Origin of the sequence: Klebsiella sp. HMSC16C06, from assembly GCF_001808325.1 — a bacterium.
Lineage (GTDB): Bacteria > Pseudomonadota > Gammaproteobacteria > Enterobacterales > Enterobacteriaceae > Klebsiella > Klebsiella variicola.
In genome coordinates, this window is record NZ_KV793011.1 from 183,244 (window position 1) to 207,934 (window position 24,691).

Consider the following 24,691-nt stretch of genomic DNA (forward strand, 5'->3'; position numbering starts at 1 on the left):
GCCGCCACGTCAGCGCATGGTTTACTGCATCAGAAATTTTTCGAGGAACTGGCGAGTACGCGGCTGCTGCGGGGAGGCGAACAATGCTTTCGCTTCTCCCTGCTCGACAATGCGTCCTTGATCCATAAAGATGGCCCGATCGGCAACGTCGCGGGCGAAACTCATTTCATGGGTCACGATAACCATCGTGCGTTTCTCCTGCGCCAGCTGGCGGATGGTGTTGAGCACCTCCCCCACCAGCTCAGGATCGAGGGCCGAGGTTGGCTCATCAAACAGGATCACGTCCGGACGCATGGCCAGCGCGCGAGCAATAGCCACCCGCTGCTGCTGACCGCCGGAGAGGCGACGCGGATAGCTATTCTCTTTACCGCTGAGACCCACTTTCGCCAGCAGATCGCGCGCCCGCACAATCGACTCCTGCTTATCTTCACCTTTTACGATGACCGGCCCCTCAATAATGTTCTCCAGCACCGTACGGTGGGGAAACAGATTAAAGTTCTGGAAGACAAAGCCGACATGCTGGCGCAGCTGGCGAATGAGTCCTTTCTGCGGCCCCAGGCTGCGACCGGCGTCGATGGTCACATCGCCAACGCGGATGGTGCCGCTCTCCGGTTGCTCCAGCAGGTTGATGCTGCGCAGCAGAGTGGTTTTACCCGAGCCGCTGGGGCCGATGATCGCCACAACTTCCCCTTTCTGTACCTCCAGGTCGATACCGTGCAGCACCGTCTGGCCATGGAATTTCTTCACCAGGCTTTTCACTTCTATCGCACTCATTTCGGATCACGCTCCTGGCGGTTCAGCTGGTTTTCAAAATAGTTCTGCAGCGAGGAGAGGACGGTCGCCATCACCCAGTAGATCAACGAGGCCGCGAGATACATGGTGAAGACCTCAAGGGTTCGCGAGGTGATAAGCTGCGCCTGACGGAACAGCTCTGGCACCTGGATCGTCGCCGCCAGCGAGGTATCTTTGACCAGGCTGATAAAACTGTTGGACAGCGGCGGCAAAGCGACCCGTGCCGCCTGGGGTAAGATGGCCCGGCGCATCGTCTGCCACGGCGTCATGCCGATACTGGCCGCCGCTTCCCATTGCCCTTTGTCGATCGAGGCGATGGCCGCGCGCAGGGTTTCCGCCGCGTAGGCCGCCGTATTGAGCGACAGGCCGATCATCGCCGCCGGAATCGGGTCAAGCTCGATGCCAAACTGCGGCAAGCCGTAGTAGATCATAAACAGCTGGGCGATAAGCGGCGTGCCGCGAAAAATGGAAATATACATGCGCGCCAGCCATTTTACCGGCCAGAGGGGCGACATGCGCATCAGCGCCAGGATAAAGCCCAGCACCAGGCCGAAAAACATCCCGCCAATGCTCAGCTGCAGCGTAAAGACGGCCCCTTTGAGCAGAAAAGGAGCGGAATCGATGACCAGTTGGATACTTTCTTGCATGCTGTCGTTTCTGTATTAAAGGTGAGGATGATAGGCAAACAGCGCCGGCGCCCCGCCGGTATGGACGAACAAAATCGGTCCTTCATCCTTAAAACGCTTCTGCGTAATGCCGTCGATAAGCCCGGCCATCGCTTTGCCGGTATAGACCGGATCGAGCAAAATACCTTCCAGTTGCGCCAGTAGCTTCACGGCGGCCATGCCTTCCTCGTTCGGCGTACCGTAGCCCGGGGCAAAGTAATCATCCCACAGCATGATGTCGGCTTTCGCCTGCAGCTCGAGGCTGTTGGCCACGGCCTGCTGCAGCGCCACCACTTTTGGCAGCTGGTCAGCGACGGAGCGCGATACCGTCACGCCAATCAGTTCCGCCTGCGGCATCAGCTGTTCGAGTCCCACAGCCAGCCCGGCATGCGTACCGGCGCTACCGGAAGCCACCACCACCGATGAGATCTCCACCGCGCCTTCACACTGCTGGGCGATTTCCAGCGCGCTTTCCACATAGCCTAACGCCCCGAGCGCATTGGATCCGCCGACCGGGATGACGTAGGGGCGATAGCCCTGCGCCTCGATGCGGGTCGCCAGCTCGTCGAGCTGTTCGGCAGGATTGGTCAGGGCATCGCACATCTCAACCTGGGTATTAAACAGATCCAGCAGCAGGCGGTTGCCATTGCTCAGATAGTTCTCCGCCCCGGTGCCAATGGGGTTTTCCAGTAGCGCCACGCAGTGCAGCCCCAGCTTCGCGGCGACCGCCGCCGTCTGACGCACATGGTTGGACTGGATCGCGCCGGCGGTGATTAAGGTATCTGCCCCTTCCCGCAGCGCATCGGCGGCGAGAAACTCCAGCTTGCGCAGTTTATTGCCTCCCATCGCCAGCGGCGTTGTATCATCGCGTTTGATAAAAATCTCGCGCCCAAGGTGATCGGACAAACGCGGCAGATACTCCAGCGGCGTCGGCGCGCCAATCAATTCCAGACGCGGAAAGCGGGTTAAATTTTGCAGTGACATGGCCCCTCCTGACTCAGTTATGCTTCATTATGCACACAGTTACGCGCTAAATAAAAAAAGGCGCTTCCAGGAGCGCCTTTTTTCACCACTGACCGTTATTTCGTCACGTCAGCGCCAAACCATTTCTCTGACAGCGCCTTCAGGGTGCCATCTTTCTGCATATCCGCGATCGCGGCGTCAATCGCTTTCAGCAGATCGTCGTTGCCTTTGCGCAGCGCCACGCCGGCCTCCTGACGGGAGAATGCTTCACCGGTTACCGCCAGCGTATTGTTAGTTTTCTTCACCAGATCCAGCGCGGCCAGACGGTCAACCAGAATGGCGTCAATACGGCCTACACGCAGATCCTGGTATTTAGTCGGGTCATCATCATAGGTGCGAACATCAACGCCCTGGACGTTCTGACGCAGCCACTCTTCATAGTTAGTGCCCAGCCCGACGCCGACTTTCTTGCCTTTCAGATCCGCCGCGGTTTTAATCGCGCCTTCGTTACCTTTCTTCACCAGCGCCTGCACACCGGAGATAGTGTACGGGGTTGAGAAATCGTATTTCTTCTTACGCTCATCGGAGATAGTGACTTGGTTAATCACCACGTCAATGCGTTTGGAGTCCAGCGAGGCCAGCATACCGTCCCATTTGGTCGGTTTGAGATCGGCTTTCACGCCAAGATGTTTCGCCAGCTCGTTGGCAAACTCCACTTCAAATCCGGTCAGCTTGCCGTCATCGCCCTGGAAGCTGAAAGGAGGATAGGTGCCTTCGAGGCCCACGCGCAGGGTACCGCGCTCTTTAACCTGATTGAGCAGGTTTTCCGCTGCAAAAGTTTTCACGCTAACGCCAGCCATCAAAACAACGGCCATCGCGCCCATCAGCGCCTGACGACCCAGAAGTGCTAATTTCATAGATACCCCGAAGGTTAGGATTTTCCTGTAGTGTAAGGCGCTTAACGGCCCGGCACCAACATCGTTACGCTACATCTTATGCCAATTTATTATATATGATCCCGTTTAGGGTATAGCGAAAATCAGGGCTTTCCTCTCCCGTTTTGCGGGATATCTCCCATACTGCAAAGGTCAGCCTGTTGACGTCTGGAGCATGGAAGATGAAAAACCCCACTTTGTTGCAATGTTTTCACTGGTACTACCCCGCCGGCGGCGAGCTATGGCGTGAAGTCGAAGCGCTGGCCCCCAGCCTGAATGAAATCGGCATCAATATGGTCTGGTTGCCGCCCGCCTATAAAGGCGCCTCGGGCGGTTATTCCGTCGGCTATGACACCTATGATCTCTTCGACCTTGGTGAGTTTGATCAAAAGGGTTCAGTCGCCACCAAATATGGCGATAAAGCGCAGCTGCTGGCGGCGATGAAGGCTCTGAAAGAGCATGATATCGCCGTGCTGCTGGATGTGGTGGTGAACCACAAAATGGGCGCCGATGAAAAAGAAACTCTGCAGGTGCAGCGCGTCGATGAGCACGATCGCACCCAGATTGCCGAGGAGATCATTGAGTGTGAGGCATGGACTCGCTATACCTTTCCGGTGCGGGCCGGGCAGTATTCGCAATTTGTCTGGGACTACAAATGCTTTAGCGGTATCGACCACATTGAGAATCCGACGGAAGACGGTGTGTTTAAAATCGTCAACGATTACACCGGTGAAGGCTGGAACGAGCAGGTCGACGATGAGCTTGGTAACTTCGACTACCTGATGGGCGCCAACATTGATTTTCGTAATCACGCCGTTACCGAGGAGATCAAATACTGGGCGCGCTGGGTCATGGAGCAGACCGGCTGCGATGGTTTTCGTCTTGACGCCGTGAAGCATATCCCCGCCTGGTTTTACAAAGCGTGGATCGAGCACGTCCAGGAGGTGGCACCGCAGCCGCTGTTTATTGTCGCGGAGTATTGGTCCCATGAGGTGGAAAAGCTCCAGCAGTATATCGACCTGGTCGAGGGCAAGACGATGCTGTTCGATGCCCCGCTGCAGATGAAATTTCATGAAGCCTCACGCCAGGGGCGCGATTATGACATGAGCCAGATATTCAGCGGCACGCTGGTGGAAGCAGACCCTTTTCACGCCGTGACGCTGGTGACAAACCACGATACGCAGCCGCTGCAGGCCCTCGAGGCGCCGGTTGAACCCTGGTTCAAGCCGCTGGCCTATGCGCTGATCCTGCTGCGTGAAAATGGTGTGCCGTCGGTCTTTTATGCCGATCTTTTCGGCGCATCCTATGAAGATACCGGCGGCGATGGACAAACCTACGCCATTGAGATGCCCGTTATCGAACAACTGCATGAACTGATCGACGCCCGTCAGCGCTTTGCCCATGGCGTGCAAACGCTGTGGTTCGATCACCCCAACTGTATTGCCTTCAGCCGTAGCGGCACCGACGAGGATCCCGGCTGCGTGGTGGTGATGTCCAATGGCGATGAGGGAGAAAAAACCCTGACGCTGGGCGAGAACTATGGCAATAAACGCTGGCGGGATTTTCTCGGCAACCGGGAAGAGATTGTCGAAACCGACGCTGAGGGTAGCGCGATCTTTACCTGCAACGGGGGTAGCGTGAGCGTGTGGGTGATGGAAGCCGTGCTGTAGTTAGCTGGCGATGTACCTGGCGGGCCGGAACGGGCCCGCCGGAACCTCAGCGCACGGAAGCCCGCGCGCTGACGGCCCCTGTCGTACGCGCTTTGGCCCACGCCTTTTCGCACTCAGGGGTGAGGCGTTCAACGCGAGCCAACGTCATACGATCGTAGGAGAGGGTATTGCCCTCACGCTCGATTGGATAGATATCCAGGGAAGCGGTAACGTTGTAGATCTGGTTATCGCGGTTCATCAGTTTACCCGGCTGGGCGATCACGCGCTGCCACTGGCGGCAGTCGAAGGTATCCCCTTCTTTAGTGACGATCAGGCTGGCGATCGCGTCAGGGCTCATCATTTCACTCTGCGGCCCTTTCGATTGCCAGTAGCCCTCAAGGCCAGCCGGCGCCGGTGCTTTAACGACGTCATCGTAATGATCAACCTGCACACATCCGGCCAGCGCCACCACCATGCCCGCAAAAACTAACTGTTTCATCATTCATCCCACAAGCCGATAAAAAAGTATTGTGGCATTAAAGCGTTAAGCCTTCCACCCCCGCTCCCGGCGGAAAAACCGGGCAAAACAGGAACGGGCAGCACTGCCTTCATTTGAAATAAGGAAATTCCGAAAATAAAATAATGTTTGGGGCGTAACCATAGCATCTATGGGCACTTTTTGTTTTTAATCCGCTCACACTACCGGTTCTCGACTTTACTTTAAGAGTTTTCCTGGCAAATTATATGCATAGATGCGGAATAGTTTAACGGAACTAATAGGTTCTTTCGTAAACCTACTATTACTGCTCGCAAGGACTGCTTCGCACAATGCGTGTGAAGAGAATATCGTTACGTGTTGATTGAGGATGGGTCATGTCAACGATGATTATGGATTTGTGCAGTTATACCCGGTTAGGCTTAACGGGTTATCTGACCAGTCGGGGAATAAAAAAACAGGAAATCGTTGAGGTCCATTGCGCGACAGATTTGCAAAAACATTGCGCGTCGTGTTGTCCGGCAGTGGTGTTTCTTAATGAAGACTGCTTCGTGCATGATGATGAAAGTAATGGCATTATTCGCCAGATCATTACGCAAAACCCGGCGACGCTGTTTGTTATCTTTATGTCGCTGGCAAACATTCATTTTGACCGCTATTTGCGGGTACGGAAAAACCTGCTGATCAGTTCGAAATCGATAACGCCAAAAGACCTTGATGTTATTCTGGTTAATTATCTAAAATACAAAAACAGTAGCCTGGGGCAATTAAATTTACCGACGTTGTCGCTGAGTAAAACAGAATCAAATATGCTGCAAATGTGGATGGCCGGGCACGGCACGTCACAAATTTCAACGCAAATGAACATCAAAGCGAAGACGGTATCATCGCATAAAGGCAATATTAAAAAGAAAATACAAACGCACAATAAGCAGGTGATTTACCATATCGTTCGGCTGACCGAAAACGTAACTTCAGGTATTCAGGTGAATCTGCGTTGAAACAGACTGGCGGTGGTACCGCCAGTCCCGTTTTATGAGGCTTCTTTTTCGACGAAGATCCCATCCGGATGCCCTATTTCGTTGAAAAACCAGATCCCTAAAGGATAGTCTTCCAGCGAAACCAGATACATCGTCCCTTCACTAAACGACTCAATTGCCAGCACTACCCCCGATCGACGTGGGCCACCGTCGGTCTTCACCGTGACACGATCGTTCACCTGCATATTCACTCTCCTCTATTTTTCAGCCAGTGTAGAACAAAACCACGCAACTCGCAGCGTCGCGGCCCATGACTGGTGTTTTTTTAGACCGACTATACTTAAAGAGGCTTGAGCGACGCTCAGCGAGGGGGTAATGATGAAGAATCGATTGACTGGCCAGGCCGGAAATGACGTTGATGTCAATGTGGATGCGCTACTGGCAGCGATTAATGAGATTAGCGAAAGTGAAATCCATCGCACTCTGGACGACCCACAGCGCGCCAGCATTGATGGCCGCGGGTCACATACCTGGCGCGAACTGGCGGAGGCATTTGAGCTCGACATTCACGATTTCAGCGCCAGTGAAGTTAACCGCTAACGGCAGGCGAAAAAAATCCCGACTCGCAGGAGTCGGGATCAAACTTGCTAATGCAAGAAGCACTTGAAAATTCGTTACACCGGGAAATCCGATGCGTTAAAACATTATCCTCAATTATTTTGCATGACAAGCGATATTCATGACGCAAATTATTGAGAATGTTAGCGCTTTGCTTTGAGCAGGGCTGCAGGGCTGATGCGAGAAGGCTTCGCCGCAAACCGGTTTCATTCGATAGCGCGATCCCCGTCGAACACTTTAAGAAAAATCTCATTTTGCCTGATTCGGGCGAAACGTTTTGCTCACGCTTCGCTGCGAAAACAGACCTGATTGCGGCCGTTCTGCTTTGCCAGATAGAGACGACGATCGGCCACCGACTGTAAGGCTTCAAACTGATACTCCCCCTGCTCTTCGCTGGTACTGACCCCCAGCGAGGCACTGACCCGCAGCGTCACATTGTTATGTAAAAAGACCTCCCGGCCCTGAATTCGCAGGCGTAGCCGCTCTGCTACCGCCACCGCGTCCTGTAGTGTGGTATTCGGCAGCACGACACAAAACTCCTCCCCGCCCACGCGGCCCAGCAAGTCACCCTCACGAACGGTGCTGGCAAGGGTACTGGCCACCGTCGACAGCACTCTGTCACCCGCCTGATGGCCATAGCGATCGTTGATGCGCTTGAAGTGATCCAGATCGAGCTGGATCACCGCCAGCGGCCGTCCACTGCGCTGGCAGGCGCTGGCTACCGCCATCGCCTGTTCAAACAGCGCCCCGCGATTGAGCAGACGGGTTAAGGCATCATGCCATGCCTGCCATTCAAGGGAGGTTTGCAGGACGCTCATATTGCGGACCATGCGGCGGATCACCAGCCAGGAGAGCAACAGCATCAAGGTGAAGAGGACCCACATCAGGGTCAGGGCGATGGTGATGGTGCCAAAATTGCCCCGCACGCCTTCCCGCAGGGTGTGGATCCGCAGCAACACGCCGTCAAAATTGCGCAGTTTGGCCCAGCTGATATAGCGCGTCAGCAAGCGCAGCCCCCCCTGGTTATCATGGACAAACGCGCGGCTGAGCAGTTCCTGTTCCCTGGGGGACAATAGCGTCAGGACATTCCCCGGCGCGGAAGAGGCCAGCAGGTTCAAATGGCTATCATAAAGCTGGTACTCCCCCTCCTGCCCGCCCTGCATGGCGCTGACCAAAAACGCTTTTATTTCACTGACCGAGAAATCCATCGCCAGCACCCCGCGCCAGTAACCGGCGAAATCCAGCGGTATCGAAGCGGTGACCACCTGCTCTTCCAGCTGCGGGTCATCGTCAGGAAAGGTTTGCCAGATAACGCCCCGCCCCGGATTATTCCGCTGGCTCTGTCGGCTAAACCAGAGGGCGCCGATGGCTTGCGAATAGTGGGTCATCACCTGCGACTCGTCCCGCAGCGGCAGGGTCGAGGTGAAAAAGCCGCTGCGAGAGATATACTGCATCCGCTCGGCGAAATCGCGGTCATGTTGCGTCAGATTCAACAGATACCCCAGCTCCAGCGTCGCCATCAACTCATCAGCCGCGAGCGGATCGTCCTTCAGCAGTATAGGGTTGTTACCGACGACGCTCCCCGAGACGCCAAACACCGGCAGCGTACGACGATTCGGCAGCGCTACTCGCCAGGCCTCCTGGTGACGCTGGCTCAGATAGCGCTGACTGGCACTACGCAATACGTCGATATCGAGCGGCTGCTCAAGGGCAGACTGCATGCCGTGGCGAAAAAACATCATCCGGTCAATATTGAACTGCAGCAACCCATCCATTTCATGGGCGACATTAGCCAGATTATTGCGCTGGTTGGCCACATAGGCCTCTTCCAGAACGTTGATTTCACGCCAGATCAGTAACGTGGAGAAAAAAAGCACCACAATAAAACAAACGTTAACCACATGCGCCGGGCGAGTCAGGTGGCGGAGCTTGTTTATCTTCAACCGAAGTGGCTTATCCATCATTATCTCGCAGTACGTTGCGCAAACCTGACGACATCAGCGCCCCGGCTGGTGTCGACGCCGGGCGCGCTTTTAGCGTAGACGACGCAGCGCCGTCACACTGCGTGCAGCCACTCTACTTCACTGACCGGCGCAGACTGCTCACCACTTTCACGCCCGCCAGCACCACTGCGCCAATGATAAAACCCAGCACCAGGTTGGCAATGACCGGCAGCAGGGAAGCCAATATCCCGCCCAGCCCCGCGCTCCAGTGCTCAATGGCATGATGCAGTGGCGCAATGCCGTGAACCACAATTCCGCCGCCGACAAGGAACATCGCCAGCGTCCCAACGATGGAGAGCACTTTCATCAGCCAGGGGGCTACCACTAACAATCCTTTGCCCAGCCATTGCGCCAGCGCAGCGCGTTTCTCTGCCAGCCAGTAGCCCATGTCGTCCAGCTTAACGATCACCCCCACCAGGCCATAGACCCCGATGGTGACCAGAATCGCGATCCCTGAGAGGATCAGGATCTGATTGAGCAGCGGCGCTTCCGCCACAATGCCGAGGGTGATGGCGACAATTTCCGCGGACAAAATAAAATCGGTGCGAATCGCCCCTTTCACTTTGTCACGCTCAAAGGCCAGCGGGTCACGTTCCGCCAGCGCCTGAAGACGCTGCTGCCGTTGCGCAGGGTCCTCCTTGTGCTTACGCGCCTCCAGGCTGTGAAGGACCTTCTCCACCCCTTCAAAACAGAGGAATGCGCCTCCCAGCATCAGCAACGGCGTAATCGCCCAGGGGATAAAAGCACTGATCAATAGCGCCAGCGGCACGAGGATCACTTTATTAATGAACGAACCTTTCGCCACGCCCCAGACGACCGGCAGTTCACGATTCGCTCGCACGCCGGTCACCTGCTGAGCATTGAGCGACAGATCGTCGCCCAATACCCCGGCTGTTTTTTTCGCCGCCAGCTTGCCCATCACGGAAATATCGTCCAGCAGCGTGGCGATATCATCGAGTAACGTTAAAAGACTACTTCCTGCCAAAATAATTTCCTTCTCTTTTCATCAATGTCTCCTTCGAGTATGCGTTAAAAAACGGCCGGTGCCCAAGGTACAATTAGTCAATATAAATTTAACAAACTCGCGCAAATTAAGCGCTCGCCAGCGCGATAGTTTTCACGTTTACTATATGTCCCCTTTCTATCTCTGCACCGTCGTGAGGAAGTATGTCTACCCGTCAGCTGTTACCGCTAATCGGGGCGCTGTTTGCGCTGTATATCATTTGGGGCTCTACCTATTTTGCCATCGCCGTCGGCGTCGCCAGCTGGCCGCCGCTGATGATGGCCGGTATTCGCTTTCTCTCAGCCGGCGTGCTACTGCTGGGCTGGCTGCTGGCCACCGGCCATAAGCTGCCAGCCCGCCGGCCGCTGCTTAACGCCGCGCTGATTGGGGTCTTGCTGCTTGCCGTCGGCAACGGCTTCGTCACTCTCGCCGAACATCAGCACGTTCCGTCAGGGATCGCGGCGGTGATGGTCGCCACCGTGCCGCTGTTCACGCTATGTTTCAGCCGCTTTTTCGGCATCGCCACCCGTAAACTGGAGTGGCTGGGCATTGCCATTGGCCTGGCAGGTATCGTCATGCTCAACAGCGGTGGCAACCTGAACGGCAACCCCTGGGGCGCGCTGCTGATCCTGATTGGTTCGCTAAGCTGGGCGTTCGGCTCGGTTTACGGGTCGCGGATTGAGCTGCCGACCGGCATGATGGCGGGGGCTATCGAGATGCTCGCCGCCGGGATCGTCCTGCTGGTCTCGTCATGGCTGACCGGTGAGACGTTAACCCATGTCCCCTCGTGGTCCGGGATCGCCGCCCTGGCCTACCTGGCTATCTTTGGCTCGCTAATCGCCATCAACGCCTACATGTTTTTGATCCGCAACGTCACCCCGGCGGTAGCCACCAGCTATGCCTATGTTAACCCGGTGGTGGCCGTCTTGCTCGGCACCGGGTTTGGCGGTGAAAGCCTGTCGCTCATTGAATGGCTGGCGCTGGCAGTGATTATTTTCGCCGTAGTGCTGGTGACGCTGGGAAAATATCTCTTCCCCGCCCGCAGCGAGGCTACTCCTTGTAAGGCGGCGAAGTAAACGCCAGCTCGCGGATCCCCTGCGTATCGATCTGCGCGTCGTGCCCGGCGCCGCAGATCCACTCTTCCAGACGCTCGGTGAGCGCCTCATCATTTAGTTTAAACCGGCCGCGCAGGGCGCATTCCCAGATGATAAGCACCCGCCAGCCCTGCTCAGCCAGCTGTTGCCGGTCGCGGGCGTCACGCGCCACGTTGCCGGCGATTTTATCCAGCCAGAAAGCCGTCCGGGTGGCCGGCACCTTAAACAGATAACAGTCATGGTGATGCCAGAAACAGCCATGAGTAAAGATAACGCAGCGGTAGTCGGGTAAGGCGAAATCGGGGCGTCCCGGCAGCGCGCGATCCTGGGCGACAAAGGTGAATCCCGCCCCGGTCAGCAGCGCCGCTATCCGCTTTTCAATCGCCGTATCGCGCGTGGCGATAGCCCGCATATTTTTACTGCGCGTGGCTTTATCGTGAACATCCGCCATCGTTATCATCCGCTTCGCGACGCGCCACCGCCTGGGCGATACGCGGCGCCAGGAGCTTCGCCACCGCGGCGAAGACCGGAACCACCACCGAGTTGCCGAACTGACGATAGGCCTGGGTATCCGACACTGGAATGCGGAACCGTGAACCCTGGGGCGATTCAAAGCCCATCAGCCGGGCGCATTCGCGCGGCGTCAACCGGCGAGGCCGCCGCTGTTGGTTCTGTGGATCGTCAAAATGCTGCTCGCCCAACGGCCGGTCCCAGCCGCGGTCGACGAGAATTTCGGCACCGTCTTTATAGTAGCGGGCAGAGAGTGTTCGAGCCACGCTGTGGGGATTACCGGGGTCTACCAGGCCATAACCAAAGCCATTACCCCGCGCCTGATGCTTGCGGGCATAACGATAGAGATATTTCCACAACACCGGCGTAAGGATAAATTTGGCATCCACCGTCGGCTCCAGCAGCTCGCCAAACGTCGGCCGCACCGCCGGATAGAGCGCAGCGATATCGCGCAGCGTAAATCCTTCATGCAGCTGCAGGTCGCGGCGGAAACCCACCAGCACGATGCGCTCCCGGTGCTGTGGTAAGAAATGGCGCCCGTCGATGACCTTAGGGTCATCCGGCCCGGTATGCCCGGCATCGGCCACCTCATACCCTAGCTCATCCAGCGTCTGCATGATGATGCGGAAGGTGCGTCCCTGATCGTGGCTTTTGAGGTTTTTGACATTCTCCAGCACAAAAATCGCCGGCTGACGCGCGGCGATAATTCTCACGACATCAAAAAATAGCGTCCCCTGGGTTTCGCAGGCAAAGCCGTGCGCGCGCCCCATGGCATTTTTTTTGGAGACGCCAGCGAGTGAGAAAGGCTGGCAGGGAAAGCCGGCCAGTAAGACATCATGCTGAGGAATCGTCTCGCGGATATGCTGCGCCGCTTCTTCATCGCTGACATCGGGGCGGTGGCTGAGCGTGACATCGCGGATATCTTCATTAAAACGATGCTGTTGCGGATCACAGTACCAGTTGGCCTTGTAGGTACGCACCGCGTGCTTGTTCCACTCGCTGGTAAAGACGCACTGCCCGCCGATGGCTTCAAAACCGTTGCGGATCCCGCCGATACCGGCAAACAAATCGACAAAGCGGAACGCATAATGCGGGTGATGAGCTGGCGGCGCCGGCAGCAGCGTCGCCAGATGGGCGATCTCCTGCGGACGCAAACGCCCCGCCGCGCGGGAGAGCGCCGCCACGCGCTTGAGGATCGCCGCGCTCCAGTGCTGTTCGCCGACGCTTACCAGTTCGGCGACCAGCGTTTTCACATCATAGATCGTCATCAGCTGACGCAGCAGCGCCTGAGCCTCTTCCCCGGCCTGCTCAGCCAGCGGCAACGACCTGTTTTCCTTAATTAACTTTTGCGGCATATCCTCAACCAGCGCGGACGATTTTTGCAGAGAGTACCATAAATCACCGGTCGGTTGACGCCTGCGGTGCAAAGCGGCGTAAAACCGCTTCATCCAGCGCCAGCGGCTCCCCCTGCAGCTCCGCGCTAAGCTTGGCCATAAATTCGACGAGGAAGCGGGCATTGTGCTGCGCCATCTCTTTTCCTCTGGCCGTCTGCATGGTCTCCGGCAGGCGCAGGAGTTTGCACTGGAAATGGTCAAGGGCATATCTGCGGTCATCCAGCGCCCGCCGGTCAGCAAACGGATCTTCAGCATCAAACAAGATGGTATTCAGGGCGCCGGCGACGGCGAAGACCCGCGCCAGGCCAATCGCCCCCAGCGACTCAAGACGGTCGGCATCCTGGACGATTTTCGCCTCCAGCGTGCGCGGCGGGATCGCCGCGCTGAAGCTGTGCGCCTCAATGGCATGGCTGACCGCCGCGTAACGCTCCGCGGGAAAATCGGCAAATGACGACTGTAGAATAGCGAGGGTTTTCTCAGCGGCCATCATCGAGGAACGGCTTCGCTCCGGATGATTCTTCGGCAAGCTGACGATGTCATGAAAATAGCAGGCCGTGAGGAGTACCAGTCGGTCGACCTCCTCCCCGGCGGCCAGCTGGGTAGCCGTGGCCCAGACGCGACGAAAATGGGACAGATCGTGTGCGGCATCATCCTGCGCGTGGTGCGTCAGTATCCAGTGCTCATATCGTTGCTGCCAGTCAACCAGGTTCATAGGCTTTCCTTTATGTGAAGGTCAGCCTCGAGCATAGCAACTTTACCGCTGATGATCCCGCTCGCCGCGAGACGGCCGGGTATACCAGACAACCGCCCCGAGGATCGCGCCAATGCCCGCAAGGACTAACATCCCCAACAGCGCGCCAAGCCATTTTCCCGCCGTGGTTCCCAAATCGCCCTCCACGCTGGTGCCGGGAACGCTGTGAATTTTTCCGACCACCCACCAGTAACGCACGATGACCCAGACACAATATCCGCAAAAAGCATACAACGCCCATAACGCGAGCTTCCCTCCGGGGCTACGTTTTGCCTGCTCTTCCATCTCATTCCTCTCCGTGACACAACACACTACCGCCACTCAAAACGTGACAAGCATCACATTATACCGCCAACCTGCGCAGCAGGCAGCAGTTTCATCCCCATCTTCTGCGTCAACCTGCGACTTATGCTGCCGGTGAGCGGGCGCTGAAGTGCTTTATTTATTCTTCTCCCCATGCAAAAAGTTTATTCCGGCGCGGGAGGTCGCTTAATGTATTGATAATGTATTGATTATTTTTCCCAGCCTAAAAGCAATTTTCGTGATGAATGATGCCTTGATGTTAATTCATACAACCCATTTCATTGAGTTAACAAAATCTATCAAATGACACCATATCCTATTGCTATATAACAAAATAATACCTCACTCAAAATCATCCATAAAAAATATAAAGAACCAAATGGAAATAAATTGAAATATTTTACATTATTTATTTACATATTTTATTTTAAATAAAAATGAACTTAGTCGTTAGTATCTGATAGTCATTCCGGAGGGATTGTCATAATTCATAGAAATTATTATTAAAAGGGAATATATAATGAAAAGAAAAGTACTGGCACTCATGGTACCGGCATTATTAATGGCCAATGCCGTTAATGCCGCGGAAATCTATAACAACAACGGCAACAAACTGGACCTTTACGGAAAAGTCGACGGCCTGCACTACTTCTCTGACGACACTTCAGAGGATGGCGATCAGACCTATGCTCGCTTTGGTATAAAAGGCGAAACGCAGATCGCTTCCGAGTTAACCGGCTACGGTCAGTGGGAATACAACATTCAGGCAAATACCACTGAAAAAGAAGGCGCAAACTCCTGGACCCGTCTGGCCTTCGCTGGTCTGAAGTTTGCCGACTACGGCTCACTGGATTACGGTCGTAACTACGGCGTGGTGTACGACATCGAATCCTGGACCGATATGCTGCCGGAATTCGGCGGCGATACCTACACCCAGACCGACGTCTACATGACCGGCCGTACCAACGGCGTGGCAACCTACCGTAACAGCGACTTCTTCGGCCTCGTCGATGGTCTGCATTTCGCCCTGCAGTATCAGGGTAATAATGAAAACGCCGGTTCTGGCGAAGGCACTAATAACGGCGGCAAACGTAAACTGGCGCGGGAAAATGGCGACGGTTTCGGTATCTCCAGCTACTACGATCTTGATATGGGGATCAGCGTAGGGGCAGCGTATTCGTCTTCTGACCGTACCCATAACCAGCTGGCAGAGGCTCGTAGCAGCCAGCGCTACGCCAATGGCGATAAAGCTGACGCCTGGACCGTCGGCGCGAAATATGACGCCAACAACATCTATCTGGCCGCCATGTATGCTGAAACCCGCAACATGACCTTCTACGGCAACGATAGTTTTGGTGGGATTGCCAACAAAACGCAGAACTTCGAAGTGGTCGCGCAGTATCAGTTTGACGACTTTAATTTACCGCTGCGTCCGTCTGTCGCCTATCTGCAGTCGAAGGGTAAAGATCTCTACACCTATTCTCGCTACGGCGACAAGGATCTGGTCAAGTATGTCGACGTGGGCATGACCTACTACTTCAACAAAAATATGTCCACCTATGTGGATTACAAAATCAACCTGCTGGATGAAGACGACCGCTTCTACAAAAACAGCGGTATCGCGACCGATGACATCGTCGCCCTCGGCCTGGTCTATCAGTTCTGATCCCCGTCAAAGCCCGCGTTCAGCGGGCTTTTTTATGTTCCCGCTCCGTTGAGATCACTCTTTTCGACATTGCCGCTTTCCAGGCGTACCTTCCCTCTTTATGATGCGTTTAAGCTCGTTCGGGCAAAAAGCGGCGATAAGGTCCTAAAAGGATAAAGCGCGCTACCGCGTCTCTACGCTGAAACCAGGACGATGATGATGGCGATACCCCAGCGCAGGCGTTATACCTGAAGCTAACGGTGTGATTGAAGGGGAATGGTCATTAAGAGAAAAGTGGCGGAGAGAGGGGGATTTGAACCCCCGGTAGAGTTGCCCCTACTCCGGTTTTCGAGACCGGTCCGTTCAGCCGCTCCGGCATCTCTCCGCTGTTGTGGTTGCTATAATGCCAGGATCTTTGGCATTTTAATAGCTCCCGTTTCGGTAATCGTGTTCAAGTGACGACTTTGCGAGCAATATGATGTTTAAATGGCCCTGGAAAGCAGATGATGAGTCCGGCAACGCAGAGATGCCCTGGGAGCAAGCGCTTGCCATTCCGGTTTTAGCCCATCTTTCTCCCACTGAGCAGCGCAAGCTTACTCAGTTGGCAGCCCGTTTCTTACAGCAAAAACGTCTGGTGGCACTGCAGGGGCTGGAGCTCACCCCGCTGCATCAGGCACGCATTGCCCTGCTCTTTTGTCTGCCAGTGCTTGAGCTGGGAATAGAGTGGCTGGACGGTTTCCATGAAGTGCTGATCTACCCAGCCCCGTTCGTCGTGGATGATGAATGGGAAGATGATATTGGTCTGGTCCATAACCAGCGGGTGGTGCAATCGGGACAAAGCTGGCAGCAGGGGCCTGTAGTGTTGAACTGGCTGGATATTCAGGACTCCTTTGATGCGTCAGGCTTTAACCTCGTGGTGCACGAGGTGGCGCATAAGCTGGATGCGAGGAATGGCGATCGGGCCAGCGGCGTGCCGCTTATCCCGCTACGCGAGGTCGCCGGCTGGGAGCACGATCTCCACGCGGCAATGAACAATATTCAGGATGAGATAGACCTGGTGGGGGAAAGCGCCGCCAGCATTGACGCCTATGCCGCCACCGACCCCGCGGAGTGCTTTGCCGTCCTCTCGGAATATTTTTTCAGCGCGCCCGAGTTGTTCGCGCCCCGCTTCCCCGCCCTGTGGCAGCGTTTTTGCCACTTCTACCAGCAGGATCCGCTGCAGCGGATACGTGAGAATGGCCTGCAGGATGAAGACAATCGGCGCATTGTTCACTAAAACAACGCCTTGGGCTAAATTTAGCCAGTTGAATCAGCAAGTTAATTTTAGTGTTGACACAAAAATGCGAGGCCAGTAGTATGCGCCTCGTTCACACGATTCCTCTGTAGTTCAGTCGGTAGAACGGCGGACTGTTAATCCGTATGTCACTGGTTCGAGTCCAGTCAGAGGAGCCAAATTTAAAAAAGCCTGCTTTCGAGCAGGCTTTTTGCTTTTCAATTTCCATGCCTCTTCATGAATCTTTATACGATGTAGATTCAACAAGTTAGCGTGAAAAATTTTCCTGATGCATTTTCATTCCTTCCTCCGCATCAGGCAATATTCTGGGTCATTTCAGTTCGATTTTACGGTGATCTATGTCTTTTGCGACACCAAACTCCGCAGTTTCAAGCCTACCGAAAAACCTTTTAAGTTTACTCAGCGGGACTGAGTTTCGCGCAGGCCGATGCAATGCGCCGCCCGGCTTCAGCTACCGTGGCGTTGTCTGTGGCAATCGATAATCGAAAATAGGGCGACAAGCCGTATGCGCTGCCGCCAACACCGGACACACCGTTTTCCAGCAGATAATCCAGCACGTCAGCTTCGTTTTCGATTTTCGCCCCGCCTGGCCGGTAACGTCCGATTAATCCGGCGCAGCGGCAAAAGACAAAGAAACCGCCCTGCGGCACTCGCAACTCCAGCCCGTCAATATTCGCCAGAATGTCGGTTATCACATCGCGCCGTTGCTGATAAGCCGCAACCTGTGGCGCAATAAAATCCAGCCCGCCGTTAAAGGCTGCCAGCGCAGCCGCCTGACTCACCGAACTGGCACCGGAACTGATTTGCGATTGCACCACGGTCATGGCGGCGATAAGCGCTTGTGGCCCGGCACCGAAACCAATCCGCCAGCCGGTCATCGCATAAGTTTTGGATACACCGCCCACCAGCAGACTGCGCCCCCGTAAATCAGGGGCTACGTTGAGCAGATTCTGGTGTTCACAGCCATCAAACAGAATGTGCTCATATAAGTCATCAAGCATGACCAGCACCTGCGGATGTCCGCGCAGGACGGCGGCCAGCGCCTGCAATTCCGCGGCGGAATATACCGCGCCACTCGGATTACCTGGATGATTGAGCACCAGCCAGCGGGTGCGCGGCGTAATACTGGCGGCCAGCTGTTCCGGCGTCAGTTTGTAACCCTGTTCCAGATGACATTCAACCAAAACCGGTGTGCCGCCGTTAAAACGCACGCTGTCCGGAAACGTCGGCCAGTACGGAACCGGTACAATCACTTCGTCGCCATCATTGAGCGTAGCGGCAAAGGCATTGAAAATGACCTGTTTGGCACCGTTGGCAATCATAATGTCGGCAACAGCAAATGGCAGCCCGTTTTCCCGCTGTAATTTCTGCTGCACCGCCTCACGCAGCGCTGGAATGCCCGGCGTCGGCGTGTATTTGGTTTCACCACCCGCAATCGCCTCGTATGCCGCCTGTTTAATGTGAGCGGGCGTATCAAAATCCGGCTCGCCGGTGGTGAGATCCAAAATATCCACCCCAGCTTTTTTCAGGTCATTGGTACGCTGCTTCGCCGCTGCATTGGCGGAAAGTGACACGCACTGAACGCGGTCTGACAAAGAAATCGTCATCGTAATGTTCCAACGCTAAAGTTAAGACTGGCGGTTAAAGTCAGGCTCAGGCAGACCAAGGTTTTCACGCAGCGTGCTGAATTCATATTCTTCACGGAATAACCCGCGACGGCGCAATTCGGGGATCACCAGCTCAACAAACAGCGAAAGCTGTTCCGGCATCACCGCCGGCATGATGTTGAAACCGTCTGCCCCGCCTTCTTCAAGCCAGTGCTGGAAATCATCGGCGATAACGTCCGCCGTACCGACCAGTACGCGGTGCCCACGCGAACCGGCAGCAATCGCGGCCAGTTCACGCAGGGTCAGATTTTCGCGATACGCCAGATCGGTCAGCAGTTTCACTCGACTCTGATTACCTTCACCGGCAGGCACATCCGGCACCGGTCCATCGAGCGGAAACGCACTCAGATCCATATTAAAACGGGTGGAAAGCTGGCGGATGCCGTTATCAATATCCACCAGCGAATTCAGTTCACGCCAGGTTTCATGGGCTTCTTCCAGCGTGCGGCCCACGATGGGCATTACGCCTGGCAAAATCAGCACGTGATCTGGATTACGTCCAGCCTCTATCACCTGCTGTTTCTGCGCACGGTAAAACGTTTGCGCTTCTTCCAGCGTGGCGGCCGCAGTAAACACGACTTCAGCCGTGGCCGCCGCCAGTTTCTGGCCGTCAGCAGAAGAACCGGCTTCAATAATGACCGGACGCCCCTGCGGCGAACGAGTGATATTCAGCGGACCCTGTACCTGAAAATACTTGCCCTGATGATTCACCGGCTGGATTTTCTCGTTCACGAAATACTGGCCGCTGGCCTTGTCCGGCTGCACCGCCCCCTCCTGCCAGCCTTCCCACAGTTTGAATGTCGCCTCGAGAAACTCATGCGCCACGGCATAACGTTCGGCATGCGTGGGCATATCGTCGCGGCTGAAATTGCGCGCCACGTCAGTGGAAAACGACGTCACTACGTTCCACGCCGCGCGGCCGTGGCTGATGTGATCAAGAGAAGAAAAGCTGCGTGCCAGATTAAACGGATCGCTGAATGTCGTTGAAGCCGTGGCGGCCAGCCCGATATAGCGTGTTTGCACTGCCAGCGCCGACAGCAAGGTCAGCGGCTCAAGCCGCGCCATGGTGGACGGCAACCGGTAGACGCTGGTCGCCAGAGCATCGCCGACGAAGAACATATCGAACTTGCCCTCTTCGGCTTTTTTGGCGATCCCCGTCAGCCAGTCGATGTCGGTCGGCGAACCAAGGTTTTCAGTTAAGCGCCAGCCACTGACGTGATGCCCGAGCGGCTGTACAAACAGACCAAGACGCAATTGACGTGTGTTTTTTGCAGAAGATGAATCAGAGGTCATGGCGTTATCCCTGTGAATAATAGTCAGTTTCGGTTTTCCGCAGGGCTTTTTCGATATTTTCCGCTGCTATTGGAAACGGTAAACGGGCGGCATTTTCGGCGGAGAATTTTACTTCGCGGGCAATGGCCGCGATGATCGCCTCCCGGTCACCATTCAGTGGCGGCAATGACAGTGGCGCGTCATATTCACGTAACAACGACAGCAACTGCACCTCGGGCTGGCCGTCATCGCTTTCCAACAGGGACTGCACCAGCAACCCGAAACCCACTTTCTCGCCGTGCAGCCAGTCATGCAATTCCGGCTGATGGGTGAAACGGTTATGGATCGCGTGCGCCACGCCCGGCGCAGGGGTTTCATCGCGCATGCTGTTAGCCATACCTGCCACCGCGATATTGGCGTCGATAACTTTCATCAGCGCCGGTGTGACTTCATGGCGGGCGTTGTCCTGCACCGCCTGAGCGCCGTATTGTTCAAAGACGTCCACCGCCAGTTTTGCTGCCTGAACTTTCAGGTTCAGCGCCAGACTGTCGTCGCTTTTCTGTTTATACGGGCGGAATTCGTACCATTTCGCCAGCGCATCCACGATGCCTGCTTTGAGATAACGCACATCGTTTTGCGCAATCACATTCGTGTCGACCAGCAGCATCAGCGGCATACGCGACAACGGCTGGCTGCGCACATGCCCGCCGAGCTCATTATAAATAATGCTGATCGGCGACCAGGCGGCACAGGTCGCGGCAACGGTCGGTATGGTCACCAGCCCGACGTGGGACAGCAGATTCGCCACCGCTTTGGCACAATCAAGCACCCGCCCACCGCCAATGCCCAGTACCAGCGTGGCGTTTTGTTCCCGCACGCTGTTCAGATGGGTTTCGATAGCCGCATCGGTACATTCCGTGGTGAGAAAATTGACCTGCCAGCGAATACCGGCTGCCTCCAGGCTGGTTTCCAGTTGCGGATTCACCGCCCGCCACGCTTTCGGGCTGGTGATGATCGCGACATCGGAGGAATGAACGGCAAGTAGCTCACCGGTGCGTGAAAGCAGGCCGGGCTGATGATGATAGGTCTGCGGTGATTTTATGGCGAACACATCGATGCCCTGTATTTGTCGTCTGGTTAAAGAGAAACTCCCCGTAATTAAACAGGAATTTGATATGGGATATATTCAAGTGTTATTAAAAGCATCCTACGAGAATTGAAAAAATTAACAAAGTGCTAAGTGGGGATCCTTATTAACTTATTCTCAATAGCATAGATTGATTTTTGCTATAGCCTATAAACCCCTTGCATGCTGTGCTGGATCAAAGAAATGATAGTGTCAGACAGGGCTAATTTAACGCAATGAAAACAGACGCATCTGGCATCATCCCATACCTGATACGCCATTTCGATATCGTGTTTTTAATGACGATCTTAAAACAACGTTAATTATCCCTTATATAAGACGAGAGTATTATGTCCTCACATCCGATAGATTTTCTTTTACTTGGCAACAATTTTGGCACACCCGAAATGCGGGAAATCTGGTCAGAGCAAAATCGCCTGACACAGCAAATCAATGTCGAAGTTGCGCTGGCATTGGCCGAAGGTGAGCTGGGTGTGATTCCGCAACAGGCTGCGCTGAGCATTGCGGAGCTGGCCAATGCCAGCCAGCTGAATATTAAGGACATCGCCGCCTCCGGCGCGCAGATGAAACATTCTCTGATGCCGGTGCTCACCGCATTGCAACAGCAATGCGGTGACGCAGGGGAATACATTCATTACGGCGCAACCACGCAGGATATCATCGATACCGCCACCGTTTTACAGCTGGCACAAACTCTGCAAGTGATCGTCCGTGACAGCACCGCCGTGGCGAATGAGCTGAAAGCGCTGGCGCGTGAGCATCAGTACACGCTGATGACAGGCCGCACCCACGGTATGCAGGCGTTGCCCACCACGTTTGGCTTTAAAGTCGCCGTCTGGCTGGATGAGTTTATCCGTCATCTCGACCGTCTTGCCGCCATCACGCCGCGTCTGCTGACCGGTAATATCAGCGGCGCGATCAGTACCTACGCTGCGCTTGGCGAAGTGGGTCCGGAGGTAGAACGCCGCACACTGGCGCGCCTGAACCTCAGTACGCCGAATATCGGCTGGCAGGCTGCGCGTGACCGCTTTTCAGAATACGCCTCGGTGGCGGTGCTGATCAGCGGCACTCTGGGCAAAATAGGCAACGAACTTTACAACCTGATGCGCACCGAAATTAATGAAGTCGAGGAACCGTTCAGCAGCGGGAAAATCGGCTCCACTACCATGCCGCACAAACGCAATCCCGCAGCCCTCGAAGGTCTTGCCAGCCTGACACAGCCGCTGTTGCACAGCGCATCACTGATTTATCAGTCGATGCACGTAGAGCATGAACGTGATGCGATGAGCTGGCGCGCCGAGTGGATCGCCCTGCCGGAAATCTCGATTTATCTCTCTGCACAGCTGCAAAATGCTCAGTCGATTCTCTCCGGCCTGACGGTCAATAAAGCACGCATGCTTGCGAATTTGCAAATGCAGGACGGCCTGCTGCTGTCCGAAAAAGTGATGTTTGAGGTCGGTAAAAAACTCGGTAAACAAACCGCGCATCATCTGATTTATGAATGCGCCATGCAGGCGTTTGAAAAACGACACGCTTTTAAAACCGTTCTGCTTGCGCATCCGGTGTTGGCGGCCTGTATTACTGAACGGGATCTTGACCACTGGTTAGATCCGGCTCATTACACCGGCTGCGCCGCGCAAAAAGTCGATGACGTCATCCGCTTTGCCGAGCAGTCCGGTCATCTGACTTCTCCTGAGGGATCTGGGTTATGACACAACATTTCAGGCGGCTGACGCTGGATGATAAACACGATTATCTGACACTGATGCTGGCCGCCTACGCGCCAATCAAAGCGCTCGGGATTCAGTTTGATGCTGCCACCGCCGATCTGGTACGCGTGACACAACACCTCGACGATCATGCGGTGTTTGCGCTCTTTGATGACCAGCGGATGGCGGCTTCGGTTACCCTGCGCTTCCCGTGGGGCGCAATGCCGGGCCCTTTGGGCCTGCCGCATATTGGCTGGTTTGGCACGCATCCAGATTACGCCGGTCAGAGCCTCGGCAAAAAACTGTTGGGCTGGCTGGAAGACAACATTCTGATCCGCGAACTGAAAGCCCCGGCTTACTCACTCGGTACCGCCACCAGCCATCCGTGGCTGCGCGATATGTACCTAAAACTGGGTTTTCAGCCGGTCTTTGAAAGAGACCTCGGCAAAGGACATATCACGCTGTACCTGAAAAAAATTCTCGATGAAAAAAGCCACGCCCGCTGGCTGGAACGTCAGCCACCTACAGGAGTTTAAATGTTAGATATCACGCAGGAACATCAGCCACTGGCGGCGTTTATTCAGGATTTTCGCCACCACCTGCACCGCCATCCGGAGCTGTCCAACGACGAATTTAACACCACCGCCAGTATCCGGGCGGTACTGGAGAAGTATCAAATCCGCGTGATAGATTTGTCGCTCAAAACTGGTCTGGTGGCAGAAATTGGCGGCATCAATCCCGGCGAACTGGTGGTGCTACGTTCTGATATCGATGCCCTGCCGATTGAAGAAAAATCCGCTGTGGATTACACCTCGCAAAATCCCGGAGTGATGCACGCCTGCGGCCACGATTTCCACACCTCGGCGGCGCTTGGCGCGGCGATTTTGCTGAAAGCGCAGGAAGATTCGCTTTCCGGCACGGTGCGCATTCTGTTTCAGGCGGCGGAAGAAACCGGTCACGGTGCGCCGGCGCTGATTAGCACCGGCGCGCTCGATAACGCTGCCGTCATTTTCGGCATTCATAACGATCCCTCTTTGCCGGTTGGCGTTATCGGCAGCAAAGACGGCGCATTAACCGCCGGCGTGGATCGCTTTGCGATCGCTATCTCCGGTACCGGCAGCCACGCGGCGCGTCCACACGAAGGCAACGACCCGATTATTATCGCCGGACAGGTGATTTCCGCGCTGCAAACCCTGATCGCCCGCAACGTGCCGTCCGCACACAACGCAGTGGTTTCTATCACACAGGTTCACAGCGGGAGTACGTGGAACGTGATCCCGGATTCCGCCTGGCTGGAAGGCACCGTCCGCACCTTTAATCAGGACACACGGGAACTGATCGAACGCCGTTTGCGGCAGGTTCTTACGGGTATCGCTGCGGCATTTGATACCGACATCAGCCTCGACTGGCAGCCAGGCCCGCCGTCAGTGGTCAATACGGCTAAATGGGTGGATTTCGCGCTGGCGCACGGTGAAGGCTCCGGCTTTGAAGCCCGTCGCGTTGAAGCCAGCCCGATAGGGGAGGACTTCGCGTTCTATCAGCAAAAATTGCCCGGCGCATTCATCATGATCGGCTCCGGAGGCCCTTACGCGCTGCACCATCCACAATTTCGCGTTGACGATCGCGCCCTGTTTCCGACTGCACATTACCTGTCGCAACTGGCGGTACAAGCGCTGCGCACTCTCAGTGCGGAAATAAACAGCAAGGATAAAAGCGCATGAATCGACAAGCAGGCACCGACTTGCCAGGCATTGATTCTCATCGTTGACCCTTGACGAGCACTCGATTTCAGACGCCCTGC

The 24,691-nt window shown here is 55.4% G+C and carries 24 protein-coding genes and 2 tRNA genes; 10 read left to right on the forward strand and 16 right to left on the reverse strand.

What is annotated here, in order from left to right:
• Positions 1-21: 21 nt before the first annotated feature.
• The 4 genes from tcyN to tcyJ all read right to left on the reverse strand — a co-directional run bounded on the left by tcyN (position 22) and on the right by tcyJ (position 3,337).
• Complete coding sequence (gene tcyN, locus HMPREF3142_RS18235; RefSeq protein ID WP_008804216.1) at positions 22-774, reverse strand: L-cystine ABC transporter ATP-binding protein TcyN; 753 nt, start codon at positions 772-774, stop codon at positions 22-24.
• Positions 771-1,439, reverse strand: a complete 669-nt coding sequence (gene tcyL / locus HMPREF3142_RS18240; protein ID WP_008804215.1) for a cystine ABC transporter permease — start codon at positions 1,437-1,439, stop codon at positions 771-773. The genes tcyN and tcyL overlap by 4 nt, the downstream gene beginning before the upstream one ends.
• Before the next feature lie 15 nt (positions 1,440-1,454).
• Positions 1,455-2,441, reverse strand: a complete 987-nt coding sequence (gene dcyD / locus HMPREF3142_RS18245; RefSeq protein WP_008804214.1) for a D-cysteine desulfhydrase — start codon at positions 2,439-2,441, stop codon at positions 1,455-1,457.
• Between the two features lie 95 nt (positions 2,442-2,536).
• Complete coding sequence (gene tcyJ, locus HMPREF3142_RS18250; protein WP_008804213.1) at positions 2,537-3,337, reverse strand: cystine ABC transporter substrate-binding protein; 801 nt, start codon at positions 3,335-3,337, stop codon at positions 2,537-2,539.
• A 200-nt stretch (positions 3,338-3,537) separates the two neighbouring features.
• Between tcyJ and amyA the strand changes: the two genes are divergently transcribed.
• Complete coding sequence (gene amyA / locus HMPREF3142_RS18255) at positions 3,538-5,025, forward strand: alpha-amylase (RefSeq protein WP_008804212.1); 1,488 nt, start codon at positions 3,538-3,540, stop codon at positions 5,023-5,025.
• 46 nt (positions 5,026-5,071) lie between these two features.
• Here the strand turns inward: amyA and yedD are convergent, their stop codons facing one another.
• Positions 5,072-5,506, reverse strand: a complete 435-nt coding sequence (yedD, locus tag HMPREF3142_RS18260; RefSeq protein ID WP_168770021.1) for a lipoprotein YedD — start codon at positions 5,504-5,506, stop codon at positions 5,072-5,074.
• A 371-nt stretch (positions 5,507-5,877) separates the two neighbouring features.
• On the opposite strand from yedD, the gene rcsA reads away from it, so the two are divergent.
• Positions 5,878-6,501 carry a transcriptional regulator RcsA gene (gene rcsA / locus HMPREF3142_RS18265; protein ID WP_008804210.1) on the forward strand — a complete coding sequence of 208 codons (624 nt, stop codon included), beginning with the start codon at positions 5,878-5,880 and terminating at the stop codon, positions 6,499-6,501.
• A gap of 32 nt (positions 6,502-6,533) precedes the next feature.
• Here rcsA and dsrB read toward each other — a convergent pair whose 3' ends face one another.
• On the reverse strand, positions 6,534-6,725 hold the full coding sequence (gene dsrB, locus HMPREF3142_RS18270) for a protein DsrB (protein WP_012541227.1): 192 nt from the start codon (positions 6,723-6,725) through the stop codon (positions 6,534-6,536).
• A gap of 133 nt (positions 6,726-6,858) precedes the next feature.
• Here dsrB and HMPREF3142_RS18275 point away from each other — a divergent pair, with 133 nt between their 5' ends.
• On the forward strand, positions 6,859-7,080 hold the full coding sequence (locus tag HMPREF3142_RS18275; protein ID WP_032691215.1) for a YodD family protein: 222 nt from the start codon (positions 6,859-6,861) through the stop codon (positions 7,078-7,080).
• A 299-nt stretch (positions 7,081-7,379) separates the two neighbouring features.
• Here HMPREF3142_RS18275 and dgcQ read toward each other — a convergent pair whose 3' ends face one another.
• Positions 7,380-9,059: a cellulose biosynthesis regulator diguanylate cyclase DgcQ gene (gene dgcQ, locus HMPREF3142_RS18280; RefSeq protein WP_070612309.1), complete on the reverse strand. Its 1,680-nt coding sequence runs from the start codon at positions 9,057-9,059 to the stop codon at positions 7,380-7,382.
• Positions 9,060-9,174: 115 nt separating this feature from the next.
• Positions 9,175-10,086, reverse strand: a complete 912-nt coding sequence (locus tag HMPREF3142_RS18285) for a DUF808 domain-containing protein (protein ID WP_008804206.1) — start codon at positions 10,084-10,086, stop codon at positions 9,175-9,177.
• Positions 10,087-10,268: 182 nt separating this feature from the next.
• Here HMPREF3142_RS18285 and yedA point away from each other — a divergent pair, with 182 nt between their 5' ends.
• Complete coding sequence (gene yedA, locus HMPREF3142_RS18290) at positions 10,269-11,180, forward strand: drug/metabolite exporter YedA (protein WP_008804205.1); 912 nt, start codon at positions 10,269-10,271, stop codon at positions 11,178-11,180.
• Here the strand turns inward: yedA and HMPREF3142_RS18295 are convergent.
• The 4 genes from HMPREF3142_RS18295 to drpB form a co-directional block, all read right to left on the reverse strand.
• A complete protein-coding gene (locus HMPREF3142_RS18295; protein ID WP_070612276.1) occupies positions 11,155-11,649 on the reverse strand; it encodes a very short patch repair endonuclease in 495 nt (164 codons plus the stop codon). The two genes, yedA and HMPREF3142_RS18295, sit on opposite strands and share 26 nt — an antisense overlap.
• The gene (locus tag HMPREF3142_RS18300; RefSeq protein WP_012967658.1) at positions 11,630-13,030 is read right to left on the reverse strand and encodes a DNA cytosine methyltransferase; all 1,401 of its coding nucleotides are present in this window, start codon (positions 13,028-13,030) and stop codon (positions 11,630-11,632) included. Before HMPREF3142_RS18300 ends, HMPREF3142_RS18295 begins: the two co-directional genes overlap by 20 nt.
• A 76-nt stretch (positions 13,031-13,106) precedes the next feature.
• Positions 13,107-13,814, reverse strand: a complete 708-nt coding sequence (locus HMPREF3142_RS18305; RefSeq protein ID WP_070612277.1) for a phosphohydrolase — start codon at positions 13,812-13,814, stop codon at positions 13,107-13,109.
• 42 nt (positions 13,815-13,856) lie between these two features.
• Positions 13,857-14,138 carry a cell division protein DrpB gene (gene drpB, locus HMPREF3142_RS18310; protein ID WP_012541220.1) on the reverse strand — a complete coding sequence of 94 codons (282 nt, stop codon included), beginning with the start codon at positions 14,136-14,138 and terminating at the stop codon, positions 13,857-13,859.
• Positions 14,139-14,676: 538 nt separating this feature from the next.
• On the opposite strand from drpB, the gene ompC reads away from it, so the two are divergent.
• Positions 14,677-15,822: a porin OmpC gene (ompC, locus tag HMPREF3142_RS18315; protein ID WP_008804200.1), complete on the forward strand. Its 1,146-nt coding sequence runs from the start codon at positions 14,677-14,679 to the stop codon at positions 15,820-15,822.
• 274 nt (positions 15,823-16,096) lie between these two features.
• On the opposite strand, the gene HMPREF3142_RS18320 is transcribed toward ompC, so the two are convergent.
• Positions 16,097-16,186 (reverse strand) — tRNA-Ser (locus HMPREF3142_RS18320).
• Between the two features lie 90 nt (positions 16,187-16,276).
• Here HMPREF3142_RS18320 and mtfA point away from each other — a divergent pair.
• Positions 16,277-17,077: a DgsA anti-repressor MtfA gene (gene mtfA, locus HMPREF3142_RS18325; RefSeq protein WP_008804199.1), complete on the forward strand. Its 801-nt coding sequence runs from the start codon at positions 16,277-16,279 to the stop codon at positions 17,075-17,077.
• Between the two features lie 100 nt (positions 17,078-17,177).
• Positions 17,178-17,253: transfer RNA gene (locus HMPREF3142_RS18330), tRNA-Asn, on the forward strand.
• A 237-nt stretch (positions 17,254-17,490) separates the two neighbouring features.
• Here the strand turns inward: HMPREF3142_RS18330 and HMPREF3142_RS18335 are convergent.
• The 3 genes from HMPREF3142_RS18335 to HMPREF3142_RS18345 are packed head-to-tail and all read right to left on the reverse strand — an operon-like array spanning position 17,491 to position 21,145.
• Entirely contained in the window at positions 17,491-18,702 is a 1,212-nt protein-coding gene (locus HMPREF3142_RS18335; protein WP_070612278.1) for an aminotransferase class I/II-fold pyridoxal phosphate-dependent enzyme, read from the reverse strand.
• Positions 18,703-18,723: 21 nt separating this feature from the next.
• The gene (locus tag HMPREF3142_RS18340; protein ID WP_070612279.1) at positions 18,724-20,055 is read right to left on the reverse strand and encodes an LLM class flavin-dependent oxidoreductase; all 1,332 of its coding nucleotides are present in this window, start codon (positions 20,053-20,055) and stop codon (positions 18,724-18,726) included.
• Between the two features lie 4 nt (positions 20,056-20,059).
• A complete protein-coding gene (locus HMPREF3142_RS18345) occupies positions 20,060-21,145 on the reverse strand; it encodes an iron-containing alcohol dehydrogenase family protein (protein ID WP_070612280.1) in 1,086 nt (361 codons plus the stop codon).
• Between the two features lie 365 nt (positions 21,146-21,510).
• Here HMPREF3142_RS18345 and purB point away from each other — a divergent pair, with 365 nt between their 5' ends.
• The 3 genes from purB to HMPREF3142_RS18360 are packed head-to-tail and all read left to right on the forward strand — an operon-like array spanning position 21,511 to position 24,611.
• Positions 21,511-22,893 (forward strand): adenylosuccinate lyase, encoded by a 1,383-nt coding sequence (gene purB / locus HMPREF3142_RS18350; RefSeq protein WP_070612281.1) that lies wholly within the window; start codon positions 21,511-21,513, stop codon positions 22,891-22,893.
• A complete protein-coding gene (locus HMPREF3142_RS18355; RefSeq protein WP_008804194.1) occupies positions 22,890-23,426 on the forward strand; it encodes a GNAT family N-acetyltransferase in 537 nt (178 codons plus the stop codon). Before purB ends, HMPREF3142_RS18355 begins: the two co-directional genes overlap by 4 nt.
• The gene (locus HMPREF3142_RS18360) at positions 23,427-24,611 is read left to right on the forward strand and encodes an amidohydrolase (RefSeq protein WP_039104075.1); all 1,185 of its coding nucleotides are present in this window, start codon (positions 23,427-23,429) and stop codon (positions 24,609-24,611) included. It abuts the gene before it with no gap.
• Positions 24,612-24,691 lie beyond the last annotated feature (80 nt).

Coding starts and splice junctions, on each gene's coding strand:
- tcyN (WP_008804216.1), bottom strand. CDS start 774: ATGAGTGCGATAGAAGTGAAAAGCCTGGTGAAGAAATTCCATGGCCAG.
- tcyL (WP_008804215.1), bottom strand. CDS start 1,439: ATGCAAGAAAGTATCCAACTGGTCATCGATTCCGCTCCTTTTCTGCTC.
- dcyD (WP_008804214.1), bottom strand. CDS start 2,441: ATGTCACTGCAAAATTTAACCCGCTTTCCGCGTCTGGAATTGATTGGC.
- tcyJ (WP_008804213.1), bottom strand. CDS start 3,337: ATGAAATTAGCACTTCTGGGTCGTCAGGCGCTGATGGGCGCGATGGCC.
- amyA (WP_008804212.1), top strand. CDS start 3,538: ATGAAAAACCCCACTTTGTTGCAATGTTTTCACTGGTACTACCCCGCC.
- yedD (WP_168770021.1), bottom strand. CDS start 5,506: ATGATGAAACAGTTAGTTTTTGCGGGCATGGTGGTGGCGCTGGCCGGA.
- rcsA (WP_008804210.1), top strand. CDS start 5,878: ATGTCAACGATGATTATGGATTTGTGCAGTTATACCCGGTTAGGCTTA.
- dsrB (WP_012541227.1), bottom strand. CDS start 6,725: ATGCAGGTGAACGATCGTGTCACGGTGAAGACCGACGGTGGCCCACGT.
- HMPREF3142_RS18275 (WP_032691215.1), top strand. CDS start 6,859: ATGAAGAATCGATTGACTGGCCAGGCCGGAAATGACGTTGATGTCAAT.
- dgcQ (WP_070612309.1), bottom strand. CDS start 9,059: ATGGATAAGCCACTTCGGTTGAAGATAAACAAGCTCCGCCACCTGACT.
- yedA (WP_008804205.1), top strand. CDS start 10,269: ATGTCTACCCGTCAGCTGTTACCGCTAATCGGGGCGCTGTTTGCGCTG.
- HMPREF3142_RS18295 (WP_070612276.1), bottom strand. CDS start 11,649: ATGGCGGATGTTCACGATAAAGCCACGCGCAGTAAAAATATGCGGGCT.
- HMPREF3142_RS18305 (WP_070612277.1), bottom strand. CDS start 13,814: ATGAACCTGGTTGACTGGCAGCAACGATATGAGCACTGGATACTGACG.
- drpB (WP_012541220.1), bottom strand. CDS start 14,138: ATGGAAGAGCAGGCAAAACGTAGCCCCGGAGGGAAGCTCGCGTTATGG.
- ompC (WP_008804200.1), top strand. CDS start 14,677: ATGAAAAGAAAAGTACTGGCACTCATGGTACCGGCATTATTAATGGCC.
- mtfA (WP_008804199.1), top strand. CDS start 16,277: ATGATGTTTAAATGGCCCTGGAAAGCAGATGATGAGTCCGGCAACGCA.
- HMPREF3142_RS18335 (WP_070612278.1), bottom strand. CDS start 18,702: ATGACGATTTCTTTGTCAGACCGCGTTCAGTGCGTGTCACTTTCCGCC.
- HMPREF3142_RS18340 (WP_070612279.1), bottom strand. CDS start 20,055: ATGACCTCTGATTCATCTTCTGCAAAAAACACACGTCAATTGCGTCTT.
- purB (WP_070612281.1), top strand. CDS start 21,511: ATGTCCTCACATCCGATAGATTTTCTTTTACTTGGCAACAATTTTGGC.
- HMPREF3142_RS18355 (WP_008804194.1), top strand. CDS start 22,890: ATGACACAACATTTCAGGCGGCTGACGCTGGATGATAAACACGATTAT.
- HMPREF3142_RS18360 (WP_039104075.1), top strand. CDS start 23,427: ATGTTAGATATCACGCAGGAACATCAGCCACTGGCGGCGTTTATTCAG.